The sequence below is a fragment of the Streptomyces sp. NPDC007929 genome (assembly GCF_042959065.1).
GTDB lineage: Bacteria > Actinomycetota > Actinomycetes > Streptomycetales > Streptomycetaceae > Streptomyces.
Genome location: NZ_JBIBKD010000004.1, coordinates 357,255 through 375,171, shown reverse-complemented (window position 1 = coordinate 375,171; position 17,917 = coordinate 357,255). Strand labels below are relative to the sequence as shown.

Sequence of the window (17,917 nt, the reverse complement as noted above, 5' to 3'; positions counted from 1 at the left end):
TGCAAATGATTGACGGCTGCACGGTGGATGCATAACTTCACGGACCATCCGCGCCCCGTCCCCAGGGAGCCCACCGTGCAGTCATCCCCGTCCGATCCCCAACCCGCCCCCGATTCACGGCAGTTGCGCCGCGTCGCCGTCTCCGGCCTGCTCGGCACGACCGTCGAGTTCTACGACTTCCTCGTCTACGGCACCGTCGCCGCCCTCGTCTTCGGCGAACTGTTCTTCCCGCGGGCCGACCCGGCGGTCGGCACCATCGCGGCGTTCGGCACCTTCGCCGCGGGCTATCTCGCCCGGCCGCTCGGCGGCATCCTCTTCGGCCACTTCGGCGACCGGCTCGGCCGCAAGTCGATGCTGCTGCTCACCATGGTGCTGATGGGCTCCGGCAGCTTCCTCATCGGCCTGCTGCCCACCTACGACGCCATCGGCGTCTGGGCGCCGGTGCTGCTCGTCGCCCTGCGCGTGGTGCAGGGCATCGCCATCGGCGGTGAATGGGGCGGCGCGATGCTGATGGTCGTCGAGCACGCCGAGCACACGCGGGGTTCCCGGCGCGGCCTGTGGTCCAGCTTCACCCAGCTCGGCGCCCCGCTCGGCTCCGTGCTGTCGGCCGGAGTGGTCACCCTCGTCGCCACCCTGCCGGACGACGAGTTCCGCTCCTGGGGCTGGCGGGTGCCGTTCCTGCTCAGCATCGTGCTGCTCGGCGTCGGCCTGTTCGTGCGTCTGAAGGTCGCCGAGAGCCCGCTGTTCGCGCAGCTCAAGCGGGAGCCGGTGGACCGGCCGCCGATCGTGGAGGTGCTGCGCCGCCCCAAGCCCGTGCTGCTGGCCGCCTGCGTCGGCATCGGCGCCTTCACCGCCCAGTCCCTGCTGACCAGCTTCATGATCTCCTACGCCGTCGACCAGGGGTACACCCGCCCCCAGGTCCTGACCGCCGTCACCGTCGCCTCCTGCGTGGCCCTCGCCGTCCTGCCCACCGCGTCCGCGCTGTCGGACCGCGTCGGCCGCAGGCCCGTCGTCCTCGCCGGAGCCGTCGGCTCGGCGGCGCTCGCCTTCCCGGTGCTGGCCCTGGTCGACTCCGGCTCCCCCGGCCTGCTGATCCTCGCCCTGGCCCTCGGCCACGGCGTCGCCCAGTCCACGATGTACGGACCGCTGGGCGCGCTACTCACCGAGATGTTCGGCACCCGCGTCCGCTACACCGGCGCCTCCCTCGGCTACCAGGGCGCGACCCTGATCGGCGCCGGGTTCTCCCCGCTGATCGCCGGCAGCCTCCTGGCCTCCTACGGCGGGGGCAGCACCCCGGTGTCGCTGCTGCTGTGCGCGGGCGCCGCGATCACCGCGGTCACCGTGTGGCGGCTGCGCGAGACGCACACCGACGCGCTCGAATCGCCCTCCGCCGCCCCCACGCTGGAAGGAACCCCACGTTGAGGATCCGTCTCGCCCTACTGACGACCGCCTGTCTGTCCCTGGCAGCGACCGCCCTGCCCGCGCAGGCCGCCACCGCGGACACCCACCTGGAGGGCCGGCTCCCCACCGGCGCCGCGTACGTGATGGACGTCCCCGCGCCCTGGAACGGCACGGTGCTGCTCTACAGCCACGGCTACACCCCCGCCGGGGCCCCCAACCCGGCCCAGAACACGCCGGGTCCGGCCGCCCGCGACAAGCTGCTGGCCGAGGGCTACGCCCTGATCGGCTCCTCGTACGCCACGACCGGCTGGGCCGTCGGCGAGGCGGTGCCCGACCAGCTCGCCACACTGGACCTGTTCACGGAGAAGTTCGGCCCGGCCCGGCGGACGCTCGCCTGGGGGACGTCCTACGGCGGCTTCGTCACCAGCATGCTCGCCGAGCGGCACGCCGGGCGGTTCGACGGCTCGCTGTCGATGTGCGGGCTGGTGCAGGGCGGCGTCGCCAACTGGAACAGCACCCTGGACCCGGTGTTCGCGCTGCGCACCCTGCTCGCCCCGGACTCCGGTGTCCGGCTGACGGGGTTCACCGGCCAGGCCGAGGCGGTCGCCGCCGGCAAGGCACTCACCTCGAAGGTCGACGCGGCCCAGCGGACCCCCGAGGGCAGGGCCAGGATCGCCCTGGCCGCCGCCCTGCACAACATCCCCGGCCACAACGACCCTTCGCAGACCGAGCCGGGCCCCACCGACTGGCAGACGGCGCAGTCCCACCAGTACGCCGCGGTCCGGGGCCTGCTCCAACTGCCCGCGTTCAGCTGGCGGCAGGAGGCCGAGAGCCGGGCCGGCGGCAACCCGTCCTGGAACACGGGCGTCGACTACGCCTCGATGCTCGTACGGACCCCGCTGTACAAAGAGGTGACGGAGCTCTACAAGGAGGCGGGACTGGTCTTGCGCAACGACCTCTCGGCGCTGAGCCGGGCGCCCCGGATCGCCCCCGATCCTGCGGCGGTGCGCTGGATGCGCGGCACCAGTGCGCTCTCCGGCCGCCTCACCGAGCCCCAGCTGAACATCCACACCACCGGGGACGCTCTCATCCCGGTGCAGTCGGAGAGCGCCTACCGGCGGGCCGTGACGGCTGCGGGCTCCGCCGGGCTCCTGCGCCAGGCGTACGTCGACGCCCCGGGCCACTGCACCTTCACCCCGGGCGAGACACTGGCCGCCGTGCACACCCTGGAGCACCGTCTGGACACCGGCCGCTGGGACGCCTCGCCGCGCGCCCTCAACTCCCGCGCACGGGCCGAGGACCCGGCGTCCGAGCCCCGCTACCTTTCCTACCGCCCGAGCACCTACCCCCGCCCCTACGATCTCGCCCACCCGGGAGACGCCCGGCCATGACCGCCCCCACCGCGCCCGGCCGGCTGCTGTCCGTGCTCGCGGCCTTCGACCACGAGCATCCGGCGCTGTCCCTGACGGACATCAGCCGCCGGGCCGGGCTGAGCCTGACCACCGCGCACCGGCTGGTGGGCGCGCTCACCGAGTGGGGCGCGCTGGAGCGGGACGACTCCGGCGTCTACCACGTCGGGCTACGGCTGTGGGAGCTCGCGGCGCTGGCCCCGCGCGGCCTCGCTCTGCGGCAGATCGCGCTGCCGTACCTGGAGGATCTGTACGAGGCGACGCACGAGAACGTGCAACTGGCCGTGCGCGACGGGCGGGACGTCGTCTACACCGAGTGGCTGTCGGGGCGGTCGGCGGTCGGGGTGCACATCCGCGTCGGCGCCCGCTGGCCGCTGCACGCCACCGGGGTCGGACTCGCCCTGCTGGCCCACGGCGACCCGGTGTTCCAGAAGGAGTACTGCGAGGGCGGCCTCGCCTCCTTCACCCCGTACACGATCACCGAGCCGGAGCGGCTGCGCCGGGTGCTGGCCGATGTGCGCAGGTCGGGACTGGCGGTGAGCGACCGTCAGGTCACCGAGGACGCCCTGTCGGTGGCCGCGCCGATACGGGGCGCGGACGGCTCGGTGAGCGCCGCCGTGTCGATCGTGGTGCCCCACGCGGCAGCCCAGGTCCCGGTGCTGGGCCCGGCGGTGCGGGTGGCGGCGCGCGGGATCTCGCGGGCGCTGGGGTGGCAGCCCTGAGTACGCCGTGGGCTCAGGCCTCGCGGCCCGGGGCCATGGCCCAGCGGATGGTCCGGGTCAGGGCGTGGCCGGTGGGGCGTACCGCGAGGTCCTCGACGACCGGGACCCGGGGCAGCCGGAGCATGCCGCGGGCCCAGGGCGGGAGCAGGGTCACGGCGTTCGCGGCCAGCCCGCCGTAGAAGGGCCGTACGGGCAGGGGCAGGGGAGGCCGGAACAGCAGGAAGCGGGCGGCCGCCAGGGCCTCGGGGGTGGCCCGCAGCTCGGGCCGGTAGGCGCTCAGGCGCTCGGCCAGTTCGGCGCGGCTGCGCGGCGGGGCGGCCACCCCGAGCGCCTCCGCGACGCGTGCGGTGTCGGCGACGTAGGCGTCGTAGCCGGCGGCGTCCAGGGGCCGGGAGCCGTAGCGCTCGTGGGCGCGCAGGAAGCTGTCCGTCTCGGCCGCGTGCACCCAGCCCAGCAGATGCGGGTCGGCCGCGTGGTACGGCACGCCCTCGGCGGTCGTGCCGCGGATCCCTGCGTGGATGCCGCGCACCTGGTCGACCGCCTCCTGGGCGTCGGCGGCGGTGCCGTACGTCGTGACGGCCAGGAAGGTGCTGGTGCGCTGCAGGCGACCCCACGGGTCGCCGCGGAAGCCGGAGTGGCCGGCGACCGCCGCCATCGCGAGCGGATGCAGCGACTGCAGGAGCAGCGCGGTCAGCCCGCCGATGAACATCGAGGCGTCGCCGTGGACCGTGCGGATCGGCCGGTCGGGTGCGAACCAGCGCGGGCCGGGCGTGTGGTGGATACGGGCACGGGTCTCGGGTCCGCCGGGTCCCGCGACGCGGCGGAACAGGGCCTGGCCCAGCTGTTCACGGACTCCGGTCAGCACGGTCGACCTCCCTTCTCCTGCTGACCAGTGTCCGGCATGCCGCGCGGTGGCGGACGTGCCGCTTCCGGAGTCGTCAGGAGCCCGGCCCGGCCGCCGCGCGGTCGGCGCGGCCCCCGGCGCCGAGCGGCCCCGTGTAGCGGACCGGGCCCGAGGCCTCCAGGCGGGGCAGGGCGCGGCGCGCGACGCGCAGGACGACCGGGGGCATGGCCGGGCGGATCGGCTGGGCGAGGCGCAGCCACGCCGGTGCGTAGACGGCCGTGCGGCGGCGCTCCATGCCGGTGACCAGGCGGGCGGCGACGGTCTGCACGGGGTGCACGCGGCGGGCCGGCGGGGGCATGTGCAGACGCAGTTCGCGCAGCACGTCGTACCGGTCGGCGTCGCGGATCATGTCGGTGTCCGTCCAGTTGAGGTAGGCGATGCCCACCCCGACCCCGCGGTGCGCGACCTCGGCGCGCAGGGAGTGCGCGAAGGCCTCGACCCCGGCCTTGGAGGCGCAGTAGGCGCTCATCAGCGGGGCCGCGCCGATGGAGGCCAGGGAGGCGACCTGGAGGAAGTAGCCGGCCGTGGCGAGCAGGTCGGGCAGGAACGCCCGGGCCGTCTGGGCGCTGCCGGTGAGGTTGACGTCGATCACCCGGCGCCAGGCGGCGGGGTCCGAGACGAGGAGTGCGCCGCCCTCGGCGATACCGGCGTTGGCCACCACGGCCGAGGGCGGGCCGAGGCGCTCCCGCACGGTGTCCGCCGCCGCTTCCAGGGCGGCGAGGTCGGTGACGTCGGCCTCCAGGGCCAGGGCCGGGCCCGGCAGGGAGGCGGCGACCCCGTCCAGGGCGCTCCTCTCGTGGCCGAGGAGCGCGACCCGGGCGCCACGCCGGGCGACCTCGCGGGCCAGCGCCGCGCCCACGCCCCGGGCGGCTCCGGTGACGACGATCGTGCGCTCGGCGAGTGGACTGCTTGCCATGGGCTGCCCTTCCTGTGGGCGCGACCCCTGTCCCGAAGGGCCGGGTTCAGCGCCTGGCTCCGGTGCGGTCGCGGTGGGCGAGGAGCCGCTGGGCCCCGGCGAGACCGGGAGGCCGGTTGCGGCGCAGGGCGGCCCGGGCGGCGTTGGCTCCGGGCGCGCCGTGCACCCCACCGCCGGGATGGGCTCCGGCCGAGGCGAGGTACAGGCCCGGCACCGGGGTCTCCGGGCGGCCGGTACCGGGCAGGGGGCGGAAGACGAGCTGCTGGTGCATCGCGGTGGTGCCGCCGTTGATGGCGCCGCCCGCGAGATTGCCGTCGAGGGCCTCCAGGGTCGGGGGCGCCAGGATGCGACGGCCCCGGATCAGTGAGCGGAAGCCGGGCGCGAAGCGCTCCACCTGGCGTTCGACGCGGTCGGCCATGAGTTCCTGGTCCTTGGTGTCCCAGCGGCCGGTGATGCCCTCGTCGGCGGCGTCGGCGCGGATCTCGTGCGGGATGTGGGTGTAGGCCCAGGCCGATTCGGTGCCCTGCGGGGAGCGGGTGGTGTCGGAGGTGGTCATCTGGCCGAAGATCGTGAACGGCCGGTCCGGAACCTGCCGCATGGCGATCTGCGCGGTGAAGCGGGTCAGTTCGTCCATGCCGTCGGCGAGGTGCACGGTGCCGGCCCGGGACGCCTGCTCGGCCTGCCAGGGCACCGGCCCGTCCAGCGCCCAGTCGACCTTGAACGTGCCGAAGTCCCACTGGAAGCGCCGCAGGTCGTCGAGGAGTTGCGCGGGCAGGTGGGCGGGGTCGACCAGCCCGCCGTACAGGGCGGGCACCGACACGTCCGCGAGCACCGCCCGGCGGGCCCGCACCGCGTCACCGCCCGCCGTGCGCACCCCGACGGCCCGGCCGCCGCAGACGACGACGTGCTCGACGCGGTGCCCGCAGCGGACCCGTCCGCCCCTGCTCTCCAGACGCCGGACCAGGGCCGAGGTCAGCGCGCCGGAGCCACCGGCCGGGACCGGGAAGCCGTAGGTCTGGCCCAGCATGGCCATCAGCCAGCCGAAGCCGCCGCTGCCGGCCGACTCGGGGGCGAGGTCGGCGTGCAGGGCGTTGCCGGCCAGCAGCAGCCTGCCTCCCTCGCCGCGGAACTCCTCCTCCCCCAGGCGCCGCACCGGCAGCACCAGGGAGCGGGCCATGCGCAGTCCGCCCGCCGCGCGCAGCCGCAGCCCGAGCCGGGCCATGGCGCGGACCGGCGGGAAGGGGGTGAACAGGGCGTCCAGGAGGCCGGGGCGCAGGTCCTGCCACACCTGGTGCAGCCGCTGCCAGGCCGCGCCGTCGCCCGGCTCGAAGGTGTCCAGGGACGCGGCGGTGGTGTCGATGTTCCGGTCGAGGACGGCGCAGCCGCCGTCGGTGAGGGGGTGGGCCAGCACGCTGGGCGCGTGGCTCCAGCGCAGGCCGTGCTTGTCCAGGTGGAGCGCGGTGAGGACGGGCGACGCGGCCGCGAGGGGGTAGAAGGAGCTGAACAGGTCGCTGACGAAGGCGGGGTCGACGCCCGTGTCATGACGGACCGCGCCGCCCGGTTCGGGCTGTTCCTCCAGCACCTCGACGCTCCACCCGGCGTCCGCGAGGACGTTGGCGGCCACCAGGCCGTTGGGGCCCGCGCCGACCACGACGGCGTCAGGCATGGCCGGCCCCGTCGGCGTCGGAGCCCACGGTCACCTGGCCCAGGCCGCGGCGGGTGCCTCCCGGAACCTTCGCCTCGGCCTCGCACAGTCTGGCGAGGCGGGCCAGCATGGCGCGGTGGCGGAGCTGGATCAGCGCCTCGAAGCCGACGTTGTGCAGCCGGCCGCCCGCGCCGCGCAAGGGATGCTCGTCCACGATCACCAGGCAGTACTCGCCCCAGGGCCGCAGCTCGATCGAGATCCGTGCCGTGCCGAGCACACCCGCGTGGGCCTCCAGCTCCAGCAGCTTGCCCTCCTCGCAGTGGCGGACGACCGTCTCGTTGTCGAGCCGCAGCGGGCCGAGCCGGACCTCGTAGCCGATCGCCGCGCCGGTGCGCGGCCAGTGTCCGCGCACCGGGTGGGACTCGGCGGTGCCCACCACCCACTCCGCGTAGCGGTGGCCGTCGGCGAGGACGTCCCACACGGCGCCCGGGCCGACTCGGATCAGGTGATGACGTACGGCCACGGGTGCCTCCTGTTGCCTCGACCGGTGTGTGCGTTTCTCCCGAGTGCCCCGGTTGCCCTGGTTCAACAGCGCGGTCCCACGGCTGGGAGCGGGGACGCCGCGAGAGTGCGTGAGAGCGCTCTCACCGGCGTCCTCACGCGCCGGGCGCGGGCTCACCAGGCCCGCCCCCTCGATACGCACGCCTTCCCGTGCGGCACCGGCCAGTTCAAGCAGTGCACTCATCGGACACCTCCGCACCAATCCCGGCTTTACCTCTTGACGGCCCGGGTCGCGGGGAGCACATTGACGGCACTTTGAGAGCGCTCTCACCCTCCCGCATCCGATCCGAGAGGCATCCCCACATGAGCGACACCACCGGCACCCCGCGCAGACGGCGCCCGCTGCGGCGGGCGTTCGTCGCCGTCGTCAGCACGCTCGGCCTCGCGGTGGCCGCCTCCGCGATGGCCACGCCGTCCGCGACCGCCTCCGCACCCACGCCCCCGTCGGGCTGGACGCAGCTGTTCCTGGACGACTTCAACGGCGCCGCCGGAACCGGCGTCAACACCTCCGACTGGCAGTACGCGACCGGCCGGGGCTACCCGGGCGGCCCCACGGGCTGGGGCACCGGCGAGATCGAGACGATGACGAACAGCACGGACAACGTCGCGCTCGACGGCAACGGCAACCTGCGCATCACGCCCCGGCGGGACTCCGCCGGGAACTGGACCTCCGGCCGGATCGAGACCAACCGCACCGACTTCCAGCCCCCGGCCGGCGGCAAGCTCCGTGTCGAGTCGCGCATCCAGGTGCCGAACGTCACCGGCGCCGCCGCCAAGGGCTACTGGCCGGCGTTCTGGATGCTGGGCGCCCCCTACCGCGGCAACTACTGGAACTGGCCCGCGGTCGGCGAGCTGGACATCATGGAGAACACCCAGGGCATGAACACGGTGTTCGCGACGATGCACTGCGGCACCTCCCCGGGCGGTCCCTGCAACGAGACCAGCGGCATCGGCGGTTCGACCACCTGTCAGGGCACCTCGTGCCAGGCCGGTTTCCACACCTACCGGATGGAGTGGGACCGTTCGACGAGCGTCGAGGAGATCCGCTTCTACCTCGACGGCGTCAACTACCACACCGTGCGCGCCGACCAGGTCGACGCGACGACCTGGAAGAACGCCACCGACCACGGCTTCTTCGTCATCCTGAACGTGGCGATGGGCGGCGGCTTCCCCGACGCGTTCGGCGGCGGCCCGGACGCCGGGACGCAAGCAGGCCACGCGATGGTCGTCGACTATGTGCAGGTGCTGTCGTCGGGCGGCGGCACCACGCCCCCGCCGACCGGGAACCGCGACGCCTACGCCGCCATCCAGGCCGAGTCCTTCGACGGCCAGTCCGGCACCCTGACCGAGACGACGGCCGACTCCGGCGGCGGGCAGAACGTCGGCGCGCTGGCCAACGGCGACTGGCTGCAGTTCAAGGGCGTGAACTTCGGCTCCACGGCGGCCCGGCAGTTCAGTGCCCGGGTCGCGAGCGGCGCGGGCGGCGGTGTCAGCGGGCTGGTCGAGGTGCGGCTGGACAGCCGCGGCAACGCGCCCATCGGGAGTTTCGCGGTGGGCAACACCGGGGGCTGGCAGTCGTGGCGGACCATCCCGGCGAACATCAGCGGCGTCACCGGCACGCACGACGTGTATCTGACCTTCACCAGCGGTCAGCCGGCGGACTTCGTGAACGTCAACTGGTTCACCTTCGGGCGCTGACGGCTTTCGCGAAGGGGCTCCACGCGCGCGTGGGGCCCTTTTCGCCGCCCTCGGCGCGGTTCCGTTCACCGTCCTCGGCGCGAGCCTTGTCGCCGCCTCAGCGCAGCTCCGCGCGGAACGCCGCCGGGGTCCGCTCGGTGTGCTGGTGGAAGAACTTGGAGAAGTTGGCGGCGTCGGGGAAGCCGACCGCCACGCCGACCCGCCCGATGGGCAGTTCGGTGTGCGCGAGCAGCCGTTTGGCCTCCAGGACCACGCGCTTGTCGATGAAGGCCTTGGGGGTCTCACCGGTCGCCGCGCGCACCGCCCGGACCAGGGTGCGGCGGGAGTAGCCGAGCGCGTCCGCGTAGGCGCTGACGCTGTGGTTGGTGGCGAAGTCCCGCTCCACGGCGTCCCGGAAGAGGGTGAACGTGGAGTCGGACCGCTGCCGCAGGGCCTGCGCCGCACTGGCCGCGAGATGGGCGAGCCGCAGCAGGAACGCCGTCAGGGTGTGGCGCAGGACGGCGGTGTGCAGGCTCAGCGGGAGCGTGGCCGTGTCCTCGTACTCGCGCAGCAGCTGGGCGAGCGCGGCCTCCAGACCGGCCAGTTGAGCGGTGTCGGGGCGCAGCAGCGGCGGCAGGTCGTAGCGGTAGAGGCCGGTGGCCTCCACGGTCGAGCGGGGCAGGAAGCCGGGCTGCATGGTGATGACGGTTCCGCGGTACTCGCTGCTGCGCGAGAAGCGGTGGACCTGCCCCGGGCGGATCCACAGCAGGTCCCCGGCGTCGGCCTCGTACTCGGTGAAGTCGACCATGTGCCGGACCGGGCCCGCGGTGAACAGCATGACGACGTGGAAGTCGATGCGGTGCACGCGCTCCAGGGGCGCGTCGGCGTGCCAGGTGCGGCCGGTTCCCATCGGGCCGATCTGCATGCCGACACCGCCGGCGCTGAGCTCGACCGGGAAGGGGAACGTAGCGATTCCGTCGCCGCCTCGAATGCCTCTGTCCACCATGTCCACCATGTCCACCACGTACCCCTCGTCCCGCCCCGCTCAGGTGCCCTGCCGCCGGTGGGTGTCCCACTTTCACCACAGGCTGGCACACGCCGACCTTCCGCCGTAAAAGTCAGACTTTTAATTTTGAACGCGTCAGACCAGCAACTTCGCTCCCATCGAGGACTTCTTGAAGATGAGTACGCAGACAGCGGACCGCTTCTCCTGGACCGAACTCGACCGGCGTGCCGTCGACACCGCCCGTCTTCTGGCGGCGGATGCCGTCCAGCGGGTGGGCAACGGCCACCCCGGCACCGCGATGAGTCTGGCCCCGGCCGCCTACACGATCTTTCAGAAGGTGATGCGGCACGACCCCGCCGATCCCGAGTGGACCGGTCGTGATCGCTTCGTCCTGTCCCCCGGCCACACCTCGCTGACCCTCTACACGCAGCTCTACCTCGCGGGCTACGAGGTGGAGCTGGACGACCTCAAGGCGTTCCGCACCCACGGCTCCAGGACGCCCGGTCACCCCGAGTACGGGCACACCGCCGGTGTGGAGACCACCACCGGCCCGCTGGGCCAGGGCGTCGCGAACGCGGTGGGCATGGCGATGGCCGCCCGGTACGAGCGGGGCCTGTTCGACCCGGACGCCCCCGAGGGCGACTCCCCCTTCGACCACACCATCTGGGCGATCGTCTCCGACGGCGACCTCCAGGAGGGCGTCTCCGCCGAGGCCTCCTCGCTCGCCGGCCACCAGAGGCTCGGCAACCTGGTCTTCCTCTACGACGACAACCACATCTCCATCGAGGGCGACACCGCGACCGCGTTCTCCGAGGACGTGCTGAAGCGCTACGAGGCCTACGGCTGGCACGTGCAGCGCATCGAGCCGCTGGAGGACGGCGACGTCGACCCGCACGCGCTGTACGCGGCGCTGACGGCGGCTCAGGCCGAGACCGCGCGACCGTCCCTCATCGCGATGCGCACGATCATCGCCTGGCCCGCCCCGAACGCGCGCGGCACCGAGGCCTCCCACGGCTCGGCGCTCGGCGAGGACGAGGTCGCGGCCACCAAGCGTCTGCTCGGCTTCGACCCGGAGCGCTCCTTCGAGGTCGCCGACGAGGTGCTGGCCCACACCCGTCTGGCCCTGGACCGGGGCGCCGAGGCACGCACCGCCTGGGACAAGCGGATCGTCACCTGGCGGTCGGAGAACCCGGAGCGGGCGGCCACGTTCGACCGGGTCAGCAAGGGCGAGCTGCCCGAGGGCTGGGAGGACGCCCTGCCGGTGTTCGAGGCGGGCAAGGCGGTCGCCACCCGGGCCGCTTCGGGGAAGGTCCTCCAGGCGCTCGGCCCGGTCGTCCCCGAACTGTGGGGCGGCTCCGCCGACCTCGCGGGCTCCAACAACACCACCATCGACAAGACCAGCTCCTTCCTCCCGGTCGGCAACCCGCTGCCGGAGGCCGACCCGTACGGCCGCACCGTGCACTTCGGCATCCGTGAGTTCTCCATGGCCGCGGAGATGAACGGCATAGCGCTGCACGGCAACACCCGGATCTACGGCGGCACGTTCCTGGTGTTCTCCGACTACATGCGCAACGCGGTGCGGATGTCGGCCCTGATGCAGCTCCCGGTCACCTACGTCTGGACCCACGACTCCATCGGCCTCGGCGAGGACGGCCCGACCCACCAGCCGGTGGAGCACCTGGCCGCGCTGCGGGCCATCCCGGGCCTGAACGTCGTACGCCCCGCCGACGCCAACGAGACCGCGGTCGTCTGGGCCGAGATCCTCAAGCGGCACGGCACCGCCCCGGCCCCGCACGGCCTCGCGCTCACCCGCCAGGGCGTGCCCACGTACTCGCCGGACCCGGACGCCGCGCGCGGCGGTTACGTGAGGTTCGAGGCGGAGGGCGGCACGCCCCAGGTGATCCTGATCGCCACCGGCTCCGAGGTGCACGTCGCCGCCGGGGCCCGTGAGCTGCTCCAGGGCGCCGGTGTGCCCACCCGTGTGGTGTCGATGCCGTCCGTGGAGTGGTTCGAGGAGCAGCCGCGCTCCTACCGCGACCGCGTGCTGCCGCCGTCCGTGAAGGCCCGGGTCGCCGTCGAGGCCGGGATCGGGCTGACCTGGCACCGGTTCACCGGGGACGCGGGACGCATCGTCTCCCTGGAGCACTTCGGTGCCTCCGCCGACGCGAAGACCCTGTTCACCGAGTACGGCTTCACCCCCGAGAACGTCGTCGCCGCCGCGCGGGAATCCCTCGCCGCCGCCCGCGGCTGATCCGACCGCCCGAAAGAAGATGATCACTGTGACCGAAGCGACCGCGCACGCGGGAGCACTGAAGCGCCTGTCCGACGAGGGCGTGTCGATCTGGCTCGACGACCTGTCGCGCCGGCGGATCGAGTCCGGCAACCTGGCCGAACTCGTCGCCACGCGGAACGTCGTCGGCGTCACCACCAACCCGTCCATCTTCCAGGCCGCCATCGGCTCCGGCGCGGGCTACGAGGAGCAACTCGCCGACCTGGCGGTGCGCGGGGTGACCGTGGACGAGGCCGTGCGGATGATGACGACCGCCGACGTCCGGGCCGCCGCCGACGTCCTGCGGCCGGTGTACGAGGCGACCGGCGGCCGGGACGGCCGGGTCTCCATCGAGGTCGACCCGCGCCTCGCCCACGACACGGCGGCGACCGTCGCCGAGGCCCGGCAGCTGGCCTGGCTGGTGGACCGCCCCAACGTGATGATCAAGATCCCGGCGACGAGGGCGGGCCTGCCCGCGATCACCGAGGTGATCGGCGCGGGCATCAGCGTGAACGTGACGCTGGTCTTCTCCCTGGAGCGCTATCGCGAGGTGATGGACGCCTACATCGCCGGTCTGGAGCAGGCCCGGGCGGCCGGCATCGACCTGTCGGGCATTCACTCGGTCGCGTCGTTCTTCGTCTCCCGGGTGGACTCCGAGATCGACAGGCGGCTGACGCTGCTGGGCACGGACGAGGCCCTCGCCCTGAAGGGCCGGGCGGCCCTGGCCAACGCGCGGCTCGCCTACGAGGCGTACGAGCAGGTCTTCGCCGGGGCGCGCTGGCAGGCGCTGGGCGGGGCCCGGGCGAACCGGCAGCGCCCCCTTTGGGCCTCCACCGGTGTGAAGGACCCCGCATACAAGGACACCCTGTACGTGGACGAACTGGTCGCTCCCGGCACGGTCAACACCATGCCGGAGGCCACGCTGAACGCCGTCGCCGACCACGGCGACGTCCAGGGCGACACGGTCACCGGCGGTTACGCCCAGGCCCGCGCCGACCTGGCGGCCGTCGAACGGCTCGGCATTGCATACGACGAGGTGGTGCGGCAACTGGAGGACGAGGGCGTGGCCAAGTTCGAGGTGGCCTGGCAGGAGCTGCTGGACGCGGTCACCAAGTCCCTGAACAGCAAGGGAGCTGACGCGGAATGAGTGAGGGCATCGAGGGCATCCCTCAGACGGCCGAACAGGAGACCAAGGGCACCAAGGAGGAGAAGGAGGCCCGGGCCGCGCAGGAGGCGGCCGGGGTCGAGCAGACCGGGGTGAGCGGTCACGCCCCGCACACGGAGCACACCGGCACTCACTTCGACAACCCCCTGCGCGACCCCCGCGACCGCCGGCTGCCCAGGATCGCGGGCCCCTCCGGGCTGGTCATCTTCGGCGTCACCGGCGACCTGTCCCGCAAGAAGCTGATGCCGGCCGTGTACGACCTGGCCAACCGCGGTCTGCTGCCGCCGGGCTTCTCCCTGGTGGGTTTCGCCCGCCGGGACTGGGAGGACCAGGACTTCGCGCAGGTGGTGCACGACGCGGTCCGCGAGCACGCGCGCACCCCGTTCCGCGAGGAGGTCTGGCAGCAGCTCGCCGAGGGCATGCGGTTCATCCCGGGCGACTTCGACGACGACACGGCGTTCAAGCAGTTGCGCTCGGCCGTCGAGGAGCTGGACGCCTCCCGGGGCACCAGCGGCAACTACGCCTTCTACCTGTCGGTGCCGCCGAAGTTCTTCCCCAAGGTCGTCCAGCAGCTGAAGAAGCACAAGCTGGCGAGTGCCCCCGAGGGTTCCTGGCGCCGGGCGGTCATCGAGAAGCCGTTCGGGCACGATCTGGGCTCGGCCGAGGAGCTCAACCGGATCGTGCACGACGTGTTCGACCCGGAGCAGGTCTTCCGGATCGACCACTACCTCGGCAAGGAGACCGTCCAGAACCTCCTGGCGCTGCGCTTCGCCAACCAGATGTTCGAGCCGATCTGGAACCGGTCCTTCGTGGACCATGTGCAGATCACCATGGCCGAGGACATCGGCATCGGCGGCCGGGCCGGCTACTACGACGGCATCGGCGCCGCCCGTGACGTCATCCAGAACCACCTGCTCCAGCTGATGGCGCTCACCGCGATGGAGGAACCGGCCGCCTTCGACGCCGCCTCGCTGCTCACGGAGAAGCTGAAGGTCCTCAAGGCGGTGCGGCTGCCGCAGGACCTGGGGCAGGGCACGGTGCGCGGCCAGTACGCGGCGGCCTGGCAGGGCGGCACGAAGGTGCGCGGCTACCTGGAGGAGGACGGCATCGACCAGTCCTCCACCACCGACACCTATGCGGCGGTCCGGCTCCAGGTGGACAACCGCCGCTGGGCGGGTGTGCCGTTCTATCTGCGCACCGGCAAGCGGCTGGGCCGCCGGGTGACGGAGATCGCCGTCGTCTTCCAGCGGGCCCCGCACTCCCCCTTCGACTCCACCGCCACCGAGGAGCTGGGCTCCAACGCGATCGTCATCCGCGTCCAGCCGGACGAGGGCATGACGGTCCGCTTCGGCTCCAAGGTGCCGGGCACCTCGATGGAGATCCGGGACGTCACGATGGACTTCGCCTACGGCGAGTCGTTCACCGAATCGAGCCCCGAGGCGTACGAACGGCTGATCCTTGACGTCCTCCTGGGCGACGCCAACCTGTTCCCCCGTCACCAGGAAGTGGAAGAGTCCTGGAAGATCCTCGACCCGATCGAGCGGTACTGGGCCACGCACGGCCGGCCCGCGCAGTACGCCTCGGGCAGCTGGGGACCCGAGGAGGCAGACGAGATGCTCGCACGAGACGGACGGAGCTGGCGCAGGCCATGAAGATCGACCTGACCGACACCACGGCAAGCAAGATCAACAAGGCGTTGGTGCAGGGGCGCCGCGCCATCGGCACCCCCGCCGTGGGCATGGTCCTGACGATGGTGATCGTCACGGATGAGGAGAACGCCTACGACGCGATCAAGGCGGCCGAGGAGGCCTCGCACGAGCACCCCTCGCGCACCCTGGTCGTCATCAAGCGCCATGCCCGCACCCCGCGCGACCGCCAGTCCTCCCGACTGGACGCCGAGGTCCGGGTGGGCGCCGACGCGGGCACCGGCGAGACCGTGATCCTCAGGACCTACGGCGAGGTGTCCGACCACGCGGACTCGGTGGTGCTGCCGCTGCTGCTGCCGGACGCCCCGGTGGTGGTGTGGTGGCCGGTGGACGCCCCCGAGGTGCCTTCCAAGGATCCCCTCGGGGCGCTGGCCCAGCGGCGGATTACCGACCTGTACGCGGTCGAGAACCCGCTGGAGACGCTCCAGACCCGGGTCCGCGCCTACGCGCCCGGTGACACCGACCTGGCCTGGACCCGGCTGACGCCCTGGCGTTCGATGCTGGCCGCGGCGCTGGACCAGGCGCGGGCGCGGATCGTCTCGGCGGCGGTGGAGGCCGAGGCCGAGAACCCGGCCGCCGAGCTGCTGGCCCGCTGGCTGGAGGCGCGGCTGCACGTGCGGGTCGACCGGGTGGTCACCGCCGGGCCGGTCGTCACGGCCGTACGCCTGGGCACGGACAGCGGCGAGATCGTCATCGACCGCCCCGAGGGGCCGCTGGCCACGCTGACCCTGCCGGGCCAGCCGTCGCGCACCCTCGCCCTGAAGGTCCGTGCCACCTCCGAACTCATCGCCGAGGAGCTGCGGCGCCTCGACGCGGACGAGATGTACGCCATCGCCCTGAACGGCGAGGCAACCGAGGAGACCCCCGCTCATGTCTGACACCCCTTCCGGTTCCGTGCGGCTCGACCGGCGTCCCGAGTGGACCGCCCTGGAGGACCATCGCACGGACGCCCTGCCGCGGCCTGACCTGCGCGAGCTGTTCGACGCGGACCCGGGGCGCGCCGAGCGCTATGTCGTGCACGTGGGCGACCTGCGCATCGACTACTCCAAGCACCTGATCACCGACGAGACGCTGGCCCTGCTCCAGGAGCTGGCCTCGGCGACCGGCGTGTTCAGGCTGCGCGACGCCATGTTCGGCGGCGAGAAGATCAACGTCACCGAGAACCGGGCCGTGCTGCACACCGCGCTGCGCGCGAACCGGGACGCCGTCGTCGAGGTCGACGGTGAGAACGTCGTCCCGGGCGTGCACGCGGTGCTCGACAAGATGGCCGCCTTCGCGGACCGCGTGCGCTCCGGCGAGTGGACCGGCCACACCGGCAAGCGCATCCGCAACGTCGTCAACATCGGCATCGGCGGCTCGGACCTCGGTCCGGCCATGGCCTACGAGGCACTGCGGCCGTTCACCGCGCGGGAACTGACGCTCCGCTTCGTGTCGAACGTGGACGGCGCCGACCTGCACGAGGCGGTGCGGGACCTGGACCCGGCCGAGACGCTGTTCATCGTCGCGTCCAAGACCTTCACCACGATCGAGACGATCACCAACGCGACCTCGGCGCGCTCCTGGCTGCTCACGGGCCTGGGAGGCGACGAGAAGGCGGTGGCGAAGCACTTCGTGGCTCTGTCGACGAATGCCGAGAACGTCGCCGAGTTCGGCATCGACGTCGACAACATGTTCGAGTTCTGGGACTGGGTCGGCGGCCGCTACTCGTACGACTCCGCAATCGGCCTGTCGCTGATGATCGCGATCGGCCCGGACCGCTTCCGGGAGATGCTCGACGGCTTCCGCATCGTCGACGAGCACTTCCGCAACGCCCCGGCCGAGGCCAACGCCCCGCTGCTGCTGGGCCTGCTGGGCATCTGGTACGGCAACTTCCACGACGCCCAGTCGCACGCCGTCCTGCCCTACAGCCACTACCTGTCCAAGTTCACCGCCTACCTCCAGCAGCTCGACATGGAGTCCAACGGCAAGTTGGTGGACCGCGACGGGCAACCCGTGGAGTGGCAGACCGGGCCGGTGGTGTGGGGCACGCCCGGCACCAACGGGCAGCACGCCTACTACCAGTTGATCCACCAGGGCACCAAGCTCATCCCCGCCGACCTGATCGGCTTCGCCCGGCCCGTCTCCGAGCTGAGCGACGAGCTGAAGGCCCAGCACGACCTGCTGATGGCCAACCTGTTCGCACAGGGGCAGGCGCTCGCCTTCGGCAAGACCGCCGAGGAGGTCCGCGCGGAGGGGGTGCCCGAGGAGCAGGTGCCGCACCGCACCTTCCGGGGCAACCACCCCACCACGACGATCCTGGCCACCGAACTGACCCCGTCGGTCCTCGGCCAGCTGATCGCCCTGTACGAGCACAAGGTGTTCGTGCAGGGGGCCGTCTGGAACATCGACTCCTTCGACCAGTGGGGCGTGGAGCTCGGCAAGGTCCTCGCCAAGCGCGTCGAGCCCGCCCTGACCGAGGGCGCTGACGTCCCCGGTCTCGACCCGTCCACGGCCGCGCTGGTGGCCGCCTACCGCACACTTCGGGAAGTGAACTGAC

Annotated in this window: 14 protein-coding genes; 9 read left to right on the top strand and 5 right to left on the bottom strand. The window is 72.6% G+C overall.

From position 1 onward, the window contains the following. The first annotated feature begins 27 nt into the window (after positions 1–27). From ACFZDE_RS15270 to ACFZDE_RS15260, 3 genes are read left to right on the top strand one after another with little or no spacing between them, the layout of a single operon-like run. Complete coding sequence (locus ACFZDE_RS15270) at positions 28–1,422, top strand: MFS transporter (protein WP_391200181.1); 1,395 nt, start codon at positions 28–30, stop codon at positions 1,420–1,422. Further along, positions 1,419–2,792: a DUF6351 family protein gene (locus ACFZDE_RS15265; RefSeq protein ID WP_391200180.1), complete on the top strand. Its 1,374-nt coding sequence runs from the start codon at positions 1,419–1,421 to the stop codon at positions 2,790–2,792. The genes ACFZDE_RS15270 and ACFZDE_RS15265 overlap by 4 nt, the downstream gene beginning before the upstream one ends. After that, the gene (locus ACFZDE_RS15260; protein WP_391200179.1) at positions 2,789–3,532 is read left to right on the top strand and encodes an IclR family transcriptional regulator C-terminal domain-containing protein; all 744 of its coding nucleotides are present in this window, start codon (positions 2,789–2,791) and stop codon (positions 3,530–3,532) included. Before ACFZDE_RS15265 ends, ACFZDE_RS15260 begins: the two co-directional genes overlap by 4 nt. A gap of 13 nt (positions 3,533–3,545) precedes the next feature. Here ACFZDE_RS15260 and ACFZDE_RS15255 read toward each other — a convergent pair whose 3' ends face one another. The 4 genes from ACFZDE_RS15255 to ACFZDE_RS15240 form a co-directional block, all read right to left on the bottom strand. Continuing rightward, on the bottom strand, positions 3,546–4,397 hold the full coding sequence (locus tag ACFZDE_RS15255) for an oxygenase MpaB family protein (RefSeq protein WP_391200178.1): 852 nt from the start codon (positions 4,395–4,397) through the stop codon (positions 3,546–3,548). A gap of 73 nt (positions 4,398–4,470) precedes the next feature. Then, positions 4,471–5,352 (bottom strand): short-chain dehydrogenase/reductase, encoded by an 882-nt coding sequence (locus ACFZDE_RS15250; RefSeq protein ID WP_391200177.1) that lies wholly within the window; start codon positions 5,350–5,352, stop codon positions 4,471–4,473. 46 nt (positions 5,353–5,398) lie between these two features. Further along, entirely contained in the window at positions 5,399–7,018 is a 1,620-nt protein-coding gene (locus ACFZDE_RS15245) for an FAD-dependent oxidoreductase (RefSeq protein ID WP_391200176.1), read from the bottom strand. After that, entirely contained in the window at positions 7,011–7,520 is a 510-nt protein-coding gene (locus ACFZDE_RS15240; protein ID WP_391200175.1) for an SRPBCC family protein, read from the bottom strand. Before ACFZDE_RS15240 ends, ACFZDE_RS15245 begins: the two co-directional genes overlap by 8 nt. A gap of 341 nt (positions 7,521–7,861) precedes the next feature. Here ACFZDE_RS15240 and ACFZDE_RS15235 point away from each other — a divergent pair, with 341 nt between their 5' ends. Further along, the gene (locus tag ACFZDE_RS15235) at positions 7,862–9,256 is read left to right on the top strand and encodes a carbohydrate-binding protein (protein WP_391200174.1); all 1,395 of its coding nucleotides are present in this window, start codon (positions 7,862–7,864) and stop codon (positions 9,254–9,256) included. Positions 9,257–9,353: 97 nt separating this feature from the next. Here the strand turns inward: ACFZDE_RS15235 and ACFZDE_RS15230 are convergent, their stop codons facing one another. Continuing rightward, on the bottom strand, positions 9,354–10,250 hold the full coding sequence (locus ACFZDE_RS15230; protein WP_391200502.1) for a helix-turn-helix domain-containing protein: 897 nt from the start codon (positions 10,248–10,250) through the stop codon (positions 9,354–9,356). A 166-nt stretch (positions 10,251–10,416) separates the two neighbouring features. On the opposite strand from ACFZDE_RS15230, the gene tkt reads away from it, so the two are divergent. Genes tkt through pgi form a run of 5 tightly spaced genes read left to right on the top strand, consistent with a single transcriptional unit; the run spans position 10,417 to position 17,916 of the window. Further along, complete coding sequence (tkt, locus tag ACFZDE_RS15225) at positions 10,417–12,492, top strand: transketolase (protein WP_391200173.1); 2,076 nt, start codon at positions 10,417–10,419, stop codon at positions 12,490–12,492. Between the two features lie 19 nt (positions 12,493–12,511). Further along, entirely contained in the window at positions 12,512–13,657 is a 1,146-nt protein-coding gene (gene tal, locus ACFZDE_RS15220) for a transaldolase (RefSeq protein ID WP_391200172.1), read from the top strand. Beyond that, entirely contained in the window at positions 13,654–15,327 is a 1,674-nt protein-coding gene (gene zwf, locus ACFZDE_RS15215; RefSeq protein WP_391200171.1) for a glucose-6-phosphate dehydrogenase, read from the top strand. Before tal ends, zwf begins: the two co-directional genes overlap by 4 nt. Further along, positions 15,324–16,259: a glucose-6-phosphate dehydrogenase assembly protein OpcA gene (gene opcA, locus ACFZDE_RS15210; protein ID WP_390995656.1), complete on the top strand. Its 936-nt coding sequence runs from the start codon at positions 15,324–15,326 to the stop codon at positions 16,257–16,259. Before zwf ends, opcA begins: the two co-directional genes overlap by 4 nt. After that, positions 16,252–17,916, top strand: a complete 1,665-nt coding sequence (gene pgi, locus ACFZDE_RS15205) for a glucose-6-phosphate isomerase (RefSeq protein WP_391200170.1) — start codon at positions 16,252–16,254, stop codon at positions 17,914–17,916. Before opcA ends, pgi begins: the two co-directional genes overlap by 8 nt. The last annotated feature ends 1 nt before the right edge of the window (position 17,917 follow it).